17 protein-coding genes are annotated in these 15,055 nt (G+C 66.7%); 7 read left to right on the forward strand and 10 right to left on the reverse strand.

Translation table 11 applies throughout. The features are described 5' to 3' along the window. Positions 1–38: 38 nt before the first annotated feature. The 3 genes from AAG813_RS05805 to AAG813_RS05815 form a co-directional block, all read right to left on the reverse strand. Entirely contained in the window at positions 39–1,346 is a 1,308-nt protein-coding gene (locus AAG813_RS05805) for an NAD(P)/FAD-dependent oxidoreductase (RefSeq protein WP_341912777.1), read from the reverse strand. A 782-nt stretch (positions 1,347–2,128) separates the two neighbouring features. After that, positions 2,129–3,406 carry a cytochrome c gene (locus tag AAG813_RS05810; protein ID WP_341912779.1) on the reverse strand — a complete coding sequence of 426 codons (1,278 nt, stop codon included), beginning with the start codon at positions 3,404–3,406 and terminating at the stop codon, positions 2,129–2,131. Beyond that, positions 3,403–4,158, reverse strand: coding sequence for a cytochrome C (locus tag AAG813_RS05815; protein ID WP_341912921.1), 756 nt, complete (start codon positions 4,156–4,158; stop codon positions 3,403–3,405). The genes AAG813_RS05810 and AAG813_RS05815 overlap by 4 nt, the downstream gene beginning before the upstream one ends. Before the next feature lie 145 nt (positions 4,159–4,303). Here AAG813_RS05815 and AAG813_RS05820 point away from each other — a divergent pair, with 145 nt between their 5' ends. Then, a complete protein-coding gene (locus tag AAG813_RS05820; protein WP_341912781.1) occupies positions 4,304–5,746 on the forward strand; it encodes a PLP-dependent aminotransferase family protein in 1,443 nt (480 codons plus the stop codon). Here the strand turns inward: AAG813_RS05820 and AAG813_RS05825 are convergent. The 4 genes from AAG813_RS05825 to AAG813_RS05840 form a co-directional block, all read right to left on the reverse strand. After that, positions 5,743–6,147, reverse strand: a complete 405-nt coding sequence (locus AAG813_RS05825; RefSeq protein ID WP_341912783.1) for a hypothetical protein — start codon at positions 6,145–6,147, stop codon at positions 5,743–5,745. The genes AAG813_RS05820 and AAG813_RS05825 overlap by 4 nt on opposite strands. Positions 6,148–6,310: 163 nt before the next feature. Then, positions 6,311–7,060 (reverse strand): alpha/beta hydrolase, encoded by a 750-nt coding sequence (locus AAG813_RS05830; protein ID WP_341912785.1) that lies wholly within the window; start codon positions 7,058–7,060, stop codon positions 6,311–6,313. After that, positions 7,057–8,136, reverse strand: coding sequence for a M14 family zinc carboxypeptidase (locus AAG813_RS05835; RefSeq protein WP_341912787.1), 1,080 nt, complete (start codon positions 8,134–8,136; stop codon positions 7,057–7,059). The genes AAG813_RS05830 and AAG813_RS05835 overlap by 4 nt, the downstream gene beginning before the upstream one ends. 144 nt (positions 8,137–8,280) lie before the next feature. Then, positions 8,281–8,577, reverse strand: coding sequence for a 2Fe-2S iron-sulfur cluster-binding protein (locus AAG813_RS05840; RefSeq protein ID WP_341912789.1), 297 nt, complete (start codon positions 8,575–8,577; stop codon positions 8,281–8,283). Between the two features lie 107 nt (positions 8,578–8,684). On the opposite strand from AAG813_RS05840, the gene AAG813_RS05845 reads away from it, so the two are divergent. Both AAG813_RS05845 and AAG813_RS05850 read left to right on the forward strand, forming a co-directional pair. After that, positions 8,685–9,446 (forward strand): SDR family oxidoreductase, encoded by a 762-nt coding sequence (locus AAG813_RS05845; RefSeq protein WP_341912791.1) that lies wholly within the window; start codon positions 8,685–8,687, stop codon positions 9,444–9,446. 134 nt (positions 9,447–9,580) lie between these two features. Then, on the forward strand, positions 9,581–10,099 hold the full coding sequence (locus tag AAG813_RS05850) for a GNAT family N-acetyltransferase (RefSeq protein ID WP_300516280.1): 519 nt from the start codon (positions 9,581–9,583) through the stop codon (positions 10,097–10,099). A gap of 17 nt (positions 10,100–10,116) precedes the next feature. Here the strand turns inward: AAG813_RS05850 and AAG813_RS05855 are convergent, their stop codons facing one another. Further along, positions 10,117–10,272, reverse strand: a complete 156-nt coding sequence (locus AAG813_RS05855) for a hypothetical protein (protein ID WP_300516277.1) — start codon at positions 10,270–10,272, stop codon at positions 10,117–10,119. 254 nt (positions 10,273–10,526) lie between these two features. Here AAG813_RS05855 and AAG813_RS05860 point away from each other — a divergent pair, with 254 nt between their 5' ends. Continuing rightward, positions 10,527–11,078, forward strand: coding sequence for a methylated-DNA--[protein]-cysteine S-methyltransferase (locus tag AAG813_RS05860; RefSeq protein WP_341912797.1), 552 nt, complete (start codon positions 10,527–10,529; stop codon positions 11,076–11,078). Between the two features lie 189 nt (positions 11,079–11,267). After that, complete coding sequence (locus AAG813_RS05865) at positions 11,268–11,630, forward strand: hypothetical protein (protein ID WP_300516272.1); 363 nt, start codon at positions 11,268–11,270, stop codon at positions 11,628–11,630. A gap of 19 nt (positions 11,631–11,649) precedes the next feature. Here AAG813_RS05865 and AAG813_RS05870 read toward each other — a convergent pair whose 3' ends face one another. Then, on the reverse strand, positions 11,650–12,801 hold the full coding sequence (locus tag AAG813_RS05870) for a metallophosphoesterase (protein ID WP_341912799.1): 1,152 nt from the start codon (positions 12,799–12,801) through the stop codon (positions 11,650–11,652). Between the two features lie 78 nt (positions 12,802–12,879). Further along, positions 12,880–13,293, reverse strand: a complete 414-nt coding sequence (locus tag AAG813_RS05875) for a DUF2177 family protein (RefSeq protein WP_341912801.1) — start codon at positions 13,291–13,293, stop codon at positions 12,880–12,882. A 103-nt stretch (positions 13,294–13,396) separates the two neighbouring features. On the opposite strand from AAG813_RS05875, the gene AAG813_RS05880 reads away from it, so the two are divergent. After that, the gene (locus AAG813_RS05880) at positions 13,397–14,326 is read left to right on the forward strand and encodes a DUF808 domain-containing protein (protein WP_341912803.1); all 930 of its coding nucleotides are present in this window, start codon (positions 13,397–13,399) and stop codon (positions 14,324–14,326) included. A gap of 172 nt (positions 14,327–14,498) precedes the next feature. After that, positions 14,499–15,008, forward strand: coding sequence for a DUF1993 domain-containing protein (locus AAG813_RS05885; protein ID WP_341912805.1), 510 nt, complete (start codon positions 14,499–14,501; stop codon positions 15,006–15,008). The last annotated feature ends 47 nt before the right edge of the window (positions 15,009–15,055 follow it).

Consider the following 15,055-nt stretch of genomic DNA (forward strand, 5'->3'; position numbering starts at 1 on the left):
GGTGTTCTCCGGTGGGTTGATGGGATGTGGATTGATTATCAGTGCAACTTGATGCGCGGACGATAGGTGCGGTCAATCATTTCCGACAGCGTGATCAGCGCAGTTTTTTTCCAGCCGCCCAGCGCCAGCTGGTGCTGCTTGTGCAGCGCCCAGTACATGATCTTGGCGAGTTGCCCCTCGATGAAAAAGCTGCCCTTGGTCAGGCTGCCCATCAGGCTGCCGACCGAGGAGTACTCCGACAGCGACACCAGCGAACCCTGGTCCCTGAAGACAAAGGGGGAAACCGGCTCGCCGCGCTGCAGCCGCGGCAGCGCTTTGACCAGGTACATGGCCTGCTGGTAGGCGGCCTGCGCACGCGGCGGTACCCAGGTGCCGTCGGGCTGCTGGCAGGCGGCGCAATCGCCGAAGGCGTAGATGCTGGCGTCCGTGGTCTGCAGGTTGCCGTTGACGACGAGCTGGTTGAGCCGGTTGGTCTCCAGGGGCGCATCGCCGCCGAGGCTTTTGAGGAAGTCCGCTGCCTTCACGCCGGCGGCCCAGACCGAGAGGCTGGAGGAAATCACCTTGCCGCTGGCCATCTTCAGGCTGTCCGCGGTGACCTCCACCACTTTTTCATTGGTATGCACCTCGATGGCCAGCTTGCGCAGCTCTCGCAGGGCCGCATCGCTCAGGCGCTCGGGCAGTTGCGCCAGCAGGCGCGGGGCCGCTTCAATCAGCACGATCTGCAGGTCCTTTTCCGGGTGGATGTGGTCGAAGCCGAAATTGGCCAGCACCTTGGCCGACGCATGCAGTTCGGCGGCCAGCTCCACACCGGTGGCGCCACCACCGACGATGGCCACCGTCAGGCGGCCGCTGCCGGCGCTGCGCGGCACGGTTTGCGCGCGTATGCAGGCGTTGATCAGTCGGTTGTTGAAACGTTTGGCCGCCTGTGGGCTGTCCAGCTTGATCGTGTGTTCGGCCGCGCCCAGGGTGCCAAAGTCGTTGGTCTGGCTGCCGACGGCAATCACCAGCGTGTCATAACTGAGCTGCTGCGCGGGCGTGATCTCGCGCCCGGCCTCGTCGTGGCTGGCGGCCAGCTGCAGGGTCTTGGCGGCACGGTCCACACCTTCCAGGCGGCCGAGGCGGAACTTGAAATGGTTCCAGCGCGCCTGGGCCAGGTACTCGATCTCCTCGGCGTGGGTGTCAAAACTGCCGGCTGCCAACTGGTGCAGCAGCGGCTTCCACACATGGGTGCGCGCGGCATCCACCAGCGTGATTTCAGCCTGGCCTTTTTTGCCCAGACGCTTGCCCAGTTGCGTGGCCAGCGCCAGCCCGCCTGCGCCCCCGCCGACGATGACGATACGTTGCATGAATTTCCCTCCTCGGCATCAGGCTGCCGGCAGTGTTGTTGTGGCGACATGGTAACTGCCGGGGGAGCCTGGTTCTGCTGCGGGTTTGGGGTGGAGACTCTATCGTGTGGAAAGTTGGTTCAGGGGGGCGATTGTTTTGGGATGATTGGTGTTGCAGGCTGTGATGGTTTGCCTGCAAGCCGGGTCTCGCCCCGGCGGGCGACTCACTTTCTCTTGCGTCGCCAAGAGAAAGTAAGCAAAGAGAAGGCGACCCGATGGTCTGGGTCCCCTGCGCTGCGCTTCGGGGCAACCTGCGGTGCTCGACAAAAGCGGGGTCTCGCTCGAACTCGCCTTCGGCTCAGACAATCGCGAGCCCTGATCCGCTTTTGCCTGCGCTCCTCGGCCCAGCCCGACGGGTTGGGGGAACGGATACCGAAAACCAATACCAAGGCGGGGAGGCGAGGACGCGCTTTGCGCGTCTTCGCCGGAGCCCGGTTGCGTACCCGAATCCGAACCCGCTCCCGATCCCACCGCCCTTCTGGCTGCGCCGAGGAGCGCAGGTCCAGCCGGATCAGGACGGGCGATTGTCTGAGCGAAGCGAGTTCGAGCCCGGCCCCGGCTGGACCGAGCACCGCAGGTTGCCCCCGTAGCGCAAGCGAAGGGGGACGCAGACAGCAGGGTCGCCTTTTCTTTTGCTTACTTTTCTTTTGGCGACACAAAAGAAAAGTGAGTTGCCGCCGGGCAACCCCCGGCTTGTTGGAGGCACCACTCCAGATCGAGCAAGCAAAAAAGGCCGCCAACCCTTACCGCTGATTCTCCCCTCGCATGCGATTGATCTCGGTAGGCGTCACCGCGCTTGCCTGGTGGCCCCATGCGCTGCGCAGATAAGTCAGCAACTCGGCCAGTTCGGTGTCGTTGAGCACCAGGACAAACGGCGGCATGCCGAAGGGGCGCGGGTTACCTGCCGTGGCCGGGGCGTAACCGCCGTTGAGCACGATCTGCACGAGGTTGGCGGTACTGTCCATGGTCACGGCGCGGTTGCCGGCCAGCGGCGGGTAGGCCCCCGGCACGCCCTGGCCCTGGTCGCCATGGCACTGCGCGCAATGCTGCTCGTACAGCTTGGCGCCAGCGGCCGGCAGGCGGCCTGCCGCTGCGGTGGAAGCACGTGCCACGGGCGCAGGTGGCAGTGACTTCAGGAACACGGCCATGGCAGCCAGGTCCTGATCGCTCAGGTGCTGGGTGCTGTGCAGCACCACCTCGGCCATGGGACCGAGTACCGAGCCGCGCGGCGACACGCCGGTCTTGAGCAGGGCCGCAATGTCTTGCGGTCTCCAGTCGGCCACGCCGGCCTCCGACGCCGAGGTCAGCGAGGGCGCGTACCAGTTCTGCATCGGAATCAGGCCGCCGGCCAGGTCCAGCGGGGTGTTGCTGGCCCCCAGCGCGTTGCGCGTGCTGTGGCAGGCGCTGCAGTGGCCCAGGCCGCGCACCAGGTAGGCGCCGCGGTTCCATTCGGCCGTCTGTTTCGTATCGGGCTCGTAACGCCCCGGGCTGAAGTACAGCGCGCGCCAGACCGCCAGCGCGGCCTGCGTGCTGAAGGGCCAGCGCAGGGTGTGGGGCGTGTTGGGCTGCGTGGCCGGCGGCAGGCTGTGCAGGTAGGCGTAGAGCGCGTCCGAGTCTTCGCGCGTGATTTCGGTGTAGTTGGTGTAGGGGAAGGCCGGGTACAGCAGGCGGCCGTCCCGCGAGCGGCCGTTGTGCATGGCACGCCAGAAATGGGTGGGTGACCACTGGCCGATGCCGGTGGCGCGGTCGGGTGTCAGGTTGCTCGAGAACACGGTGCCGAACGGCGTGTCGATGCCGCGGCCGCCGGCAAATGGCGTGCCCCCGCGTGTGGTGTGGCAACTCATGCAGTTGCCGGCGCGCGCGAGGTAGGCACCACGTGCTATCCGCGCCGGCAGGGCGGCCGCGGTGGCCACCGGCGTCGTGACGTTGGGTTCATCGCGCAGGTTGAGCTGCCATACGAGGGCGGCCAGTGCCAGCGCCGCTGCGGCGCTGACCAGGATCCAGGTGGCCAGCCGTTTCATGGCCGGGTGCCTCGCGGGGCGGCGGCGCTGCCGCACGCCGGCACGACCTGGCCTGCGGGCGCGGCCGGCAGGGCCGTCGCCGGTTTGCTGCTGGCCGGCAGGGGCTGGGCGGCCAGCCAGCTGGTGGCGGCATGGATGTCTGCGTCGCTCATCCGGGCGACGATGTTGGCCATGCAGTCCGGCGCATGGGCGCGCCGCTGTCCGGTGCGCCAGGCGCCAAGCTGCGCGTTCAGGTAGTCGCGCGGCAGCCCCAGCAGGCCGGGCACATGGGGCGTGACGCCGGTCATGGCCTGGCCATGGCAGGAGACGCAGGCCGGCAGGCGCCGCCCGGGGTCACCCTGCATGACGAGCACCTTCCCGCGCTGCAACACGTCAGGCGCGGCCGCCGGCGCGCCCGGCGCCGGGTAGGGCAGGTCGAGTGCCGAAAAGTAGCGCGCGATTTCCATCAGGTAGTCGTCGGACAGCGGATCAACCAGCTGCGTCATCAGCGCGTAGTGGCGCCGGCCGTCGCGGAAGTTGAGCAGCTGGTTGTACAGGTAGCCGGCCGGTTTGCCGGCCAGCCGCGGGTAGTAGCCGTCGGGGCCGGCGCGCCCCTGGGCACCGTGGCAGGCGGTGCAGGCCAGGGTGCGTTGGGCAATGGTGTCTTCAAACGCCGCGGTGGCCAGCGCGGGGGCCAGGGCGCACCAAGCCGCAGTTACCGCCACCAACTGGCGCGTCCACGGGAAAATCACTGAAAAGGTCGAAAAAATCATTGGCATGATCGCATCATGGGCCCTGATGCTGCTGGGCGTAAGACTCAGATGCTGCACAAAAAACCATATCAGATGAAAAAATCCAAAAAATTACAATATCAGATTTGACCCCCGGGCCGCGCGGGAATCAGGAGCGGGCAAGCCCATGAAGCGCTACGAACAACTCGTTGAACTGCTGGCCGCGGACATCCGCAACGGTCGCCTGGCGCCGGGCGCGCGGTTGCCCTCGATACGGACCATCACGCTGCAGCACGGCCTGAGCGCGTCCACCGCGTTCAAGGCCTACTACCGACTGGAAGAAAAAGGCCTGGTGCGGGCCCGGCCCCGGTCGGGCTATTACGTGATCGGCCCGCCCGTACAGGCCCTAGCGCCGGCCGGGCTGGCGGGCTTGGAGGAGAAAAGAAAATCAGCCCATGTGTCGTCCAGGCTGGACGTCAGCGAGTTGGTGTTTTCGGTGCTCGATGAGGTCCGGAACACGGACATCGTGCAGCTGGGTTCGGCCTTTCCCAGTGCGGACCTGTTTCCGCTGCAGCGCCTGGGCAAGTCGTTGGCCCGAGTTGCACCGCGCCTGCACGGTGGGGAGATGGTGGCGCATCTGGCCCAGGGCCATCCGGCGCTGCGCCAGCAGATTGCGCTGCGTTATCTGGCGCTGGGCCTGGCGCAGCCGATGGATGAGCTGGTCATCACCAACGGTGCGCTCGAGGCCCTGAACCTGTGCCTGTCCGCGGTCGCGCAGCCGGGCGATCTGGTGGCGATCGAATCGCCCGGGTTCTACGCCAGTCTGCAGGCGCTGGAACGCCTGAACATGAAAGCGCTGGAGATTCCGGTGCACCCGCAGCACGGGCTGGACCTGGCCGCGCTGGGCAAGGCGCTGGAGCGGCACCCGGTGAAAGCCTGCTGGTTCATGACCTCGTTCCAGAACCCAACGGGCACCAGCCTGTCACGGGAGAAAAAGCAGGCGCTGGTGGCGCTGCTGGCCGGGCGCGGCATTCCGCTGATCGAGGACGATGTCTACGGCGAGCTGTACTTCGGCGAGCGCGCACCCTGGCCGGCCAAGGCCTTTGACCGCGAGGGCCTGGTGATGCACTGCAGCTCCTTCAGCAAGACGCTGGCGCCGGGCTACCGCGTGGGCTGGGTCTCGCCCGGACGTTTCGGCGAGCGTATTGCGCGGCTGCAGCTCATGACCACCCTGTCGGCCAGCCTGCCGGCGCAGCTGGCGCTGGCCGACTACCTGGCGCACGGCGGTTATGACAAACACCTGCGCAAGCTGCGCCATGTGATGGAGGCCCGGCTGGCCAGCCTGCTGGCCGCTATCGCACGGCATTTTCCGCCCGGTGTGCGGGTGGGCCGGCCGGCCGGCGGTTATTTTGTCTGGGTGGCGTTTGACGCCGGTTTTGATGCGCTGGCCCTGCACGAGGCGGCACTGGCGCGCGGCATCAGCGTGGCGCCGGGGCCGATTTTTTCAGCGCGCCGCGATTTCCGCCATTGCCTGCGGCTCAATGGCGGCCACCCGTGGGATGCGCGGCTGGAGGACGCGGTGCACACGCTGGGGGTGTTGGCCCGCCAGCAAAGCCCCTATGGAGGCTAGCGTTTCGGGCTGGAGCGCAGGCAGGCCAGGAAGAGGTCCCAGCTGGCCTGCAGCTCCTTCATGCGGGCGCCCTTGTCGAGCACGGCGCCGCTGGCGGCCTCGGTGCGCCGCACCACCTTGGCCAGGGCGCTGGCCGGCAACGGCCCGACCTGTTGGCGCATGGCGTCGGCCTTGAGGCGCATGTCCGAGATATCGTCCTTGACCAGCGACTTGTTGGATGCACAGGCGATGCCGCCCACGAGTTCGGCCATCTCCGCCAGGGCCGGATCCAGGTACCAGACCGCCGCCGTGCCGAGCGCCAGTGCCCAGATGCGTTTGTCGCGTGTGGGCGCGACGTGAATCGACCCGGCAGCGGGTGCCACGGTCTCCGGGGGTTGAACGTTTGCGGTTGGCGTCTTCATGGAAGTGCTGAGCTTGGCAGGCAAAGCTGAATTTTCCCTGACTTGTCCGGGGCCTGCTGGCCGGCGCCTGCGAGACCCTGTGCCGCGCCCGTGGGTGTTGACGGCTGTGGCGGCATCAGCCCTTGTCAGTAAAGCGCAGGTAGCTATCAAAAACAGAGCAAATTCATGAACCGGCCAGCCAGTGGCCGATGCGCTGGCAAACCCAGCCGGCGTCATCGTGCGGCAGGTCGTGGCCGGCCCAGGGGTGGCGCTGGTGGGCCGCCTGCCAGGCCTCTGCCACCCGTTGTGAGCAGCGCGGATTCACGAGCCGGTCCGCGTTCGACGACAACAGCAGCGTGGGGCAGGACGGCGCCTGGGGTCCGCTCGAAAACCGCGCAGCGGCCAGCAGCTGGCGCCCCGCGTTGCCCGTGCTCACCGGGGCCGTCTGGCGAATGTGGACCCAGGCCGCGATATCGGCCTCGCGCGATGAGGTGTTGTTGCAGGTCAGCCGGTGGATGGTGCGTTCGGTGGGGTCCGCGTTGTGCCAGCGCGCGGCCAGCAGCGCCAGGGCCGGCCAGTTGCCGGGGCGCAGCCGTTGGGTGATGGGGCTGAAGGGCCGCATGCTGGTGTTGATGAGGACCAATCGGCTGACCTCTTGCGGATGCTGCTGCGCCCAGTCGGTCGCCACCATGCCGCCCAGCGACATCGCCAGCAGTTTCCAGGGCGGCGCCACGCCTTGCGCCTGCAACTGCCGGCGTGCAAAGTCCACCATGTGACGCACGCAGGCGGGCGAGGGCTGGGCGTGAAACACCCCGTTGCCCGGCAGGTCCAGCGTCACGACCTGGCCGGCGCCCGGGAGGGCGGCCAGTTGCTGCGGCAGGGTGCCCCAGTGCCTGGCCTCGCGGGTCAGGCCGCGCAGCAGGACCCAGGTCATGGCGCCCGCCTCGGCCGCCAGTGCGCCACCGCCAGTTGGGCAAGCTGGGCACGCCGCTCGCCCGCGGGCAGCCAGCTCGGCGCGGAGAAGGCGGCGCGTGTGAGGAAGTCCAGCAGGTCGGCATGGCGGCGCAGCACCCGCTTGACCCGGTGCGCCTTGATCGGGTTGAACATGCCGTGCCGCGAGAACAGCTGGCGCGGGTTCTTGCGTATCCACAGCCAGGAGCCGAGCTCGAGTGTCATCGGCAGAAACACGTGGCTGGCCGGCGACTGGTCATAGGCGTGGTCCCAGAGGTCACCGTGCAGCAGGTACTGGTTGCTTTGCGGCTCGAAGCTGTAGTCATGGTGCGGGTGCGATTGCTCGAGCATGGTCTTGAGCGCGAACATCTCGGGCAGGTGCGCCATCAGCCGCCGCGTCTTGGCATAGGGAAACCAGAGGCTGTCGTCAAAGCCGTAACCCGAATGGCAGTCAAGCGCCAGGCTGAAGGGCCGGCTGGCCAGCTGCTCGCGCACCACCTGCAGCAGGGCCGCGCTTTCGATTTCCATGGGCGCGCCGGGTCGGCCGCAGTACCACGGCAGCGCCGGGCCGAAGGTCTGCCCGCCGGCCAGAAAGGGCACCGGGCTTTCCGCGCGTTGCGGAGCGTTGCGCATCAGGTCCACGCCGCGCGGGTTGGCGCGCTTGTGCGCCCACATGCCGCCCGGGTTGACGATGGGCATGAACACCAGCCGCACCTTCTGCAACTGCTGGTGCAGCAGCTCGTCCCATTGCAGGCGGAACAGCAGCGCCCGCATCCAGGCCAGGATCAGCTGCGTGCCGATGCGCTCCAGGCCGTGAATGCCGCCAAAAAAACCGACCGCGGGCGCCAGCGGGTCACGCGAACCGATGCTGGCGGTGTACAGCGAGAAAGCGGGGCCGCGGGTGGCCACCTCGCCCACCGCCTCGATGTCGAAGTGCGCACTGCCGGCCAGCAGGATGGCCTTGAGTTCTTCCTGTTCGGCAAAGGTGGCGGCGCTGTCGGGGCTGGCCGCCAGACGGGAGAGGTCAAAACCGCCGGCAGGCGGGCGCAGAAAGTCCATGTCTCCATCCTGGCACAGCGGTGTGACAAAACGATGTGCGGCGCAGCCAGTTGCGGTTGGCTTGAATTTGCTATGAAAATAATAGCTGCTTACGCAAACCTCTGTTGGGCTGGAGGCTGATTTTGCTTATTTTTTAGCCAGCGCTCAGACCGGCAGCGTGATCACCAGGTCGGACACCGGGTAGGCGACGCAGGGCAGGATGTAGCCGTCGGCCTTTTCTTCGGCACTCAGGCCCGGCCAGGCTATGCGGTAGACCACCCGGCCGCTGGCCAGTCGGCAGATGCAGCTGCGGCAGGTGCCGTTGCGGCAGGAACTTTCCAGCACGATGCCGGCTTGCAGCGCCGACTGCAGCAGGGGCTGGTCGGCAGGTGCGGCAAAGGGCGGGCCCGCCGCTCCCAGGCGGGCCTGGAAAACGGCGTGGTCGGCGGGGGTGGCGGGCATGGCGCCAGTTTAGGCGCTGCCGCGCAGGCGACCGCCGGTCCCAGGCGGGACAGGTTCTGGCAGGGCCGTCCGTATGATTTTCCTTTTTGTCTTTCAAGGATTCTTCAGTGCAAACATCATTCAAGGACAAGGTCGCCCTCGTGACCGGCGGCGGTGGCGGAATCGGACGCGCCACCGCGCTGGCGTTTGCGCGGGCCGGGGCCCGTGTTGTCGTGGCCGACATCGCCGCCGACGCCGGCCAGGAGACGGTGGCGCTGGTGCACGCCGCGGGCGGCGCGGCGAGTTTCATCCGCACCGACGTGACGCAGGCGGACCAGGTGCACGCCATGGTGGCCCACACGGTGGCCGCCTTTGGCCGGCTCGACTGTGCCTTCAACAACGCCGGCATCGAGGAAGAACACCTGCGCCTGGCCGACTGCAGCGAAGCCACCTTCGATCGCATCATGGGCATCAACGTCAAGGGCGTGTGGCTGTGCCTGAAGTACCAGCTCGCGCAGATGCAGCAGCAGGGCGGCGGAGCCATCGTCAACACCGCCTCGGTGGCCGGCCTGGTGGGCGCGCCCAAGATGGCGGCCTACAGCGCCAGCAAACACGCGGTGCTGGGCCTGACCAAATCGGCGGCGATCGAATACGCGCGCAAGGGCATACGCGTCAACGCGGTGTGCCCCGGCGTGATCCGCACCGCCATGTATGAACGCGCCGTCGCGGCCGATGCGCAGATCGGCGTGGCCGCCGCGCAGATGCACCCGGTGGGGCGCCTGGGCGAGGTCGATGAAGTGGCGGCCGTGGTGCTGTGGCTCAGCTCGGACGCGGCCTCTTTTGTGACCGGGCATGCGCACACGGTCGATGGTGGCCTGACCGCGGTATGAAAGCGGCATGAAGGCGTGATGGCGCTGTGGTGAAGCCGCAGGGAGGGGGATCGGGGGGGGAGGCCTAGGGCGCGAATGGTTTTGCTGCGACAATCCGGGTCCCCCAACAACGATTCCTCAGCGCGTCTTTTTTCATGTCCAGCTACCAAGTTCGCCCCGCCACCGTGCGTGATGCCAAAGCCATCGCCGAAATCAATGACGCTTCTTCCCGCGCCGCCTACAAGGGCCTGGTGCCCGATGACCAGCTGGGCACGCTGGCGGTGGACAAACGCCAGCAGTTCTGGCGCGATGCCATCGAATACATGGAGCCGCAGGTGCATGTGGCCACCGACGGCGAACGTGTGATCGGTTTTGTCGGCTTTGACCGTTCGCGTGACAAGGGCACACCGTCCACCTGCGGCGAGATCTGGGCCATTTTTGTCGATCCGGCGCACTGGGACAAGGGCGTGGGCGTCGTCCTGTGGGACGCGGCCAATGACGGTCTCAAGGAAGAAGGCTGCACCAAGGTCACCGCTTGGGTGCCGGTGCGCAACGAACGTGCGCTGCGCTTTCTGGAGCGCGCAGGCTTCAAGCGCGAGATGACTTCGCTCAAGACCGTGGTGGTTGGTACCGTCAAGCTCGAGGAACTGCGACTCAAGCGCGACGTGGGCTGAAGCAGCCGGCGGCCGGCTCAAGACGGCACGTCGATCACGCGTTCGTCGTCGGGAATCACCGGCATGTCTTCTTCCGGGCTCAAGGGAAGGTCGTCGGTGTCGTCCTGGCCGAGGGCTTCCTCGGGGTTGTCCGGGTGACGCCTTCCGCTGTCGCTGCTGATCCATGCTGTCATGATGTACTCCGCTCGGTGGTAGTGGGGCCCCATGTTGCGCCGTTTGCCGTCACCGGCGCTTGGGAAAAACCTTGTTTGCCTGTCAGCGCAGGCCGACAGTGCGGCGTTTCAGTGCGGCGGCCGGGCTGATTTTTGATACGCGATTTTGGCCTCCAGCCCTTGCTGGTATTGCGAAGACAGCTATGCATTGAATAGCAGGTTCGACCGCCAGGACGCCCCCGGCGCAACCGCGCTGCATTACGATGACTGCTTCCATGAGCCCCGCCACCGACACCTCTTTTTTTGCACTGTTCGACACCGCCATCGGCTGCTGCGCCATCGCCTGGGGCGACGCCGGCATCCGGGGTGTGCAGCTGCCCGAAGCCAGTGCGCCGCAGACCCGTGACCGCATGCGCGCGCGTTTCCCCGATGGGCAGGAGGCGCCGCCGCCCGCCGATGTGCAGGCCGTGATGGCAGGTGTGGTGGCGATGCTGCGCGGGCAGGCGCATGACTTCAGTGCACTGGTGCTCGACATGCGCGGCGTGCCCGAATTTCCCCAGCGTGTGTATGCCGTGGCGCGCAACATCGCACCGGGCCAGACCCTGACCTACGGCGAGGTGGCGGCCCGCCTGAGCGAACCCGGCGCGGCGCGCGCGGTGGGCCAGGCCCTGGGGCGCAACCCGTTTGCGCCGGTGGTGCCTTGCCACCGCGTGCTGGCGGCGGGCGACCAGCCGGGCGGGTTTTCTGCCAGCGGCGGCGTCCGGACCAAGCTCAGGCTGCTGCTCATCGAAGGTGCCATGCGCGGTACGCCCGGCCTGTTCGACTGACTCGCCGGTTCCCGCGCGAGGCGGTGCCGGCGCACTGGCTCCCTTGTCCTACAGCCAGCGCCTCTCCCAACGCACATGGCGCGGGTGCTGCATGCGGGAAAGTTCACTGTGCGCTCCAAGCCATGCCCCGCCATGACGGCGGAGACGCCAATTATCTGATTCCCATTGCATTTACCAAAGGACCTCACCATGGACAAAACCACCACCAGCGCCTATCCCGGTTCCGTCTCCCCGTCGAACGAAAGCGCCATGATGCGTGGCGTGGACCAAGCCGGCAGCACGCTGCACAGCACGATCGACAAGGTGGCCGAACCTGTCCGCAGCACGGTGGAGCGTGCCGCCAGCGCCGCCCATAACACGGTGGACAAGCTGGCCAGTGGCGCCAATTCGGTGGCCGGCAAGTTCAGCGACCAGGCCAATCGCCTGACTGACGCTCCCGTGCAGGCCGTCGACCATGCCAAGGCCTACATCAAGGACAAGCCGCTGCAGGCCGTCGGTTTTGCGGTGCTGGCCGGTTTTGTGCTGGGTCGCCTGACCGCCCGCCGTTACTGAGCAGCCGCGCCGGCAAATGTCACGCGGCGATCAGTCGCAGATGCGTGATTTCCGAGGGCGCACCGAAACGTTTCGGCGGCCCCCAGTAGCCGGTGCCGCGGCTGGTGTAGATCCAGAGCTTTTCCAGCCGGTGCAGACCCGCGGTGAAAGGCTGCTGGAAGCGCACGAAAAAATTCCAGGGCCAGAACTGCCCGCCATGGGTGTGGCCCGACAACTGCAGATCAAAGCCGGCTTTGGCTGCCTCGTGCGCGCTGCGTGGCTGGTGCGCCAGCAACACGCGCACCAGGGCATGTGCCGGGGCGCCGGCCATGGCCGCGTGCGGGTCGCTGCGGTGGCTGGCGTCGAAATGCGCGGCGCTGTAGTCGGCCACGCCGGCCAGCACCAGCGCCTGTTGCTCATGCATCTGCCCATGCTGCAACACCACATGTTCATTCATCAGCACCCGGATGCCGAGTCGCTGCAGTTCATCAATCCAGGCGTGGGCGCCCGAATAGTACTCGTGGTTGCCGGTGACAAAGTAGGTGCCGTGGGTGGAGGTCAGCCCGGCCAGCGGCGCCACGTGGTGGGCCAGTTCGACCACCGTGCCGTCGACCAGGTCGCCGGTCACCGCCACCATGTCCACCTGCAGCGTGTTGACCGCGCGCACGATGGCCTGCAGGTAGCCGTGTTTGATGGTGGGGCCGACATGGATGTCGCTGATCTGCGCGATCGCAAAGCCGTGCAGAGCGGCGGGCAGGCCGGCGATCGGCACGTCAATCTGCACCACGGCAGCTGTGCGCCTGGCATTGAAGAAGCCGACCAGGCTCATGAACAACCCGGCCAGCGGTACCGCCGCGGCCGAACCCCGGGCCGCGGCCTCGAGCGAAAAAGCCGCCGGCGCCACGGCCAGTATCGCCAGGCCGGCCAGCAGCGCCACGTCGCGCAGCAGCGTCAGCACAAAGAGCGAGGAAAAAAGGCCCATGGCCAGCAGCCCGGTCCAGGCCATGCGGTCCGACAGGGGCTGCGACTTGAAGCGACGGGCCGTCAGCCCCAGCGGCGACAGCACTGCGGAGGCGAACAACACCAGCCCCAGCAACAGCTGGGCGACCGGCCAGCCGGCCAGGTCGGGAAGCAGGCGTATGCCCACGTAGGCATGCAGAAAAGAAGAAAACAGCAACAGCGAAAGCGGCATGGACAGGACTGGAAGTGGGGCGCTTGCATCAACTGGCTGCAAAGCGGCCAAATGCAAGAGTCCCGGGAGCGGCAGGCGCTAGACGCGCGGGCTGCCCCAGGCGCGGGTTGCGAAGAAGGCCGCCGTGGCGGCGGCTGCCGTCAAGGCGCTGCCCCAGGCCATGTCCACCAGCGTCAGTTGCAGCGGCCAGCCCTGCAGGGTGGCCAGGTTGCTCAGGTCGTAGGTGCCATACGCCAGCAGTCCCAGCAACGCGCCCAGGCCCGCCGCATGTGTCCAGCTGGACCGCTCCAGGGCAGGCAGCACGGCAAACACCACCACGCCTACCGGGTACAGCAGGTAAAACGCAGCGGCCGGCAGCAGCAGCGGCTGCGCACGCATCAGCGGGCCTATCCAGGCCTGGTACTGCTGCGGCATCAGCAGCCCGAGCCAGATGCCGTCGGCCACGAGGAGAAAGAGCAGGGCGGCAAGGTAGGCGGTCAGTGTTTTTTTCATGGATGCGGTCATTCTCCGCGGATTTGCCATGGCCGGCGCCGCGATGGCGCATCCCGGACGACAATATGTTTTTTTCGTTCACCCACTTTTCAGGAATACCTCCATGGCCAGTAGCCTGTTTGCGCTGATTGACGACATTGCCACCGTACTCGACGATGTCGCCTTGCTGACCAAGGTGGCCGCCAAGAAAACCGCAGGCGTGCTCGGTGACGACCTGGCACTGAACGCCCAGCAGGTCTCCGGGGTGAAAGTGGACCGCGAGCTGCCGGTGGTGTGGGCGGTGGCCAAGGGGTCGATGCTCAACAAGGCCATTCTGGTGCCGGTGGCGCTGGCCATCAGCGCGTTTGCGCCCTGGGCCGTCACGCCTTTGCTGATGGTCGGTGGCGCCTTCCTCTGTTACGAGGGCTTCGAGAAGCTGGCACACAAATTCCTGCACAGCCGGGCCGAAGACGAGGCCCATGAAAAAGTATTGCTGGAGGCGCTGACCGACCCCTCGGTGGATCTGGTGGCGGTCGAGAAGGACAAAATCAAGGGGGCGATACGGACCGACTTCATCCTCTCGGCTGAAATCATCGCGATCACCCTGGGCACGGTGCAGGCCAGTCCCTTCATCACCCAGGTCACGGTTCTCAGCGGGATTGCGATCCTCATGACCGTGGGGGTGTATGGCCTGGTGGCCGGCATCGTCAAGCTCGACGATGCGGGGCTCTACCTGAGCCAAAAACCAGGCGACAGCGGGGCCGCCCGTCTGCGGCGCAGCTTCGGCCGCGGCATTGTGCTGACGGCACCCTGGCTCATGAAAGCGCTGTCGGTGGCCGGCACGGCTGCGATGTTTCTGGTTGGTGGCGGCATCCTCACGCATGGCGTTCCGGCACTGCACCACGCCATTGAAGCGCTGGCCGCGCGCGCCGGCAGCGTGCTGGGCAGCATCACCCCCTTGCTGGCCGACGCGCTGGTGGGCATGGTCGCCGGTGCGCTGGTGCTGGGCGCTGTGACGCTGGTCCAGCGCATGCGGGGGCGGAAGCCCGCCTGAATCTCCGGCGCTGGTGCCCGGCCTGCCAGCGCCGACGCTATTGGGTCCGATTGGCCATAATGGCGGGCATGCTGCGGGGTGTGTCTGCCGGTCACCTCCGGCCTCCATTAACCCCTGCGGCCCCCTTGCCGGGCCGCCCGTTTTTTTTCGCTTTACTCCCAGGACCCTTTCCATGACCCTCTCGATGTACCAGGCTTCCGTTCCCGTTTTCAAACAGATGCTGGGAGGCCTGAGCGGCGTTCTGGCCAAGGCCGAGGCACATGCCACGGCCCGCAACATCACGCCCGCCGCTTTGCTGCAGGCACGGCTTTACCCCGACATGTTTCCTTTGTTGCGCCAGGTGCAGGTGGCCTGTGATTTTGCAAAAAGCGTGTCGGCGCGCATCGCCGGTGTCGACGTGCCGGGCTTTGAGGACAAGGAAGAAAGTTTTGCCGATTTGCAGGCGCGTATTGCCAAGACCCTGGCGTTTCTGGAGAGCCTGAGCGCGGCGCAGATCGACGGCAGCGAAGAACGCAAAATCGTCACGCAGGCCGGCACGCCCAAGGAAAAGATTTTCAGCGGTCAGTCCTACCTGCTGAACTACGGCCTGCCGCATTTCTTTTTCCACACCACCACCGCCTATGCCATCCTGCGCCACAGCGGCGTGGAGATCGGCAAGAAGGACTACATCGGCAGCTACTGAGCCGGCGACGGTTTATTTTTGTGGCGAGGGCTGGGCGGGCGGGACAA

Origin of the sequence: Polaromonas sp. YR568 (genome assembly GCF_943371715.1) — a bacterium.
GTDB lineage: Bacteria > Pseudomonadota > Gammaproteobacteria > Burkholderiales > Burkholderiaceae_C > Polaromonas.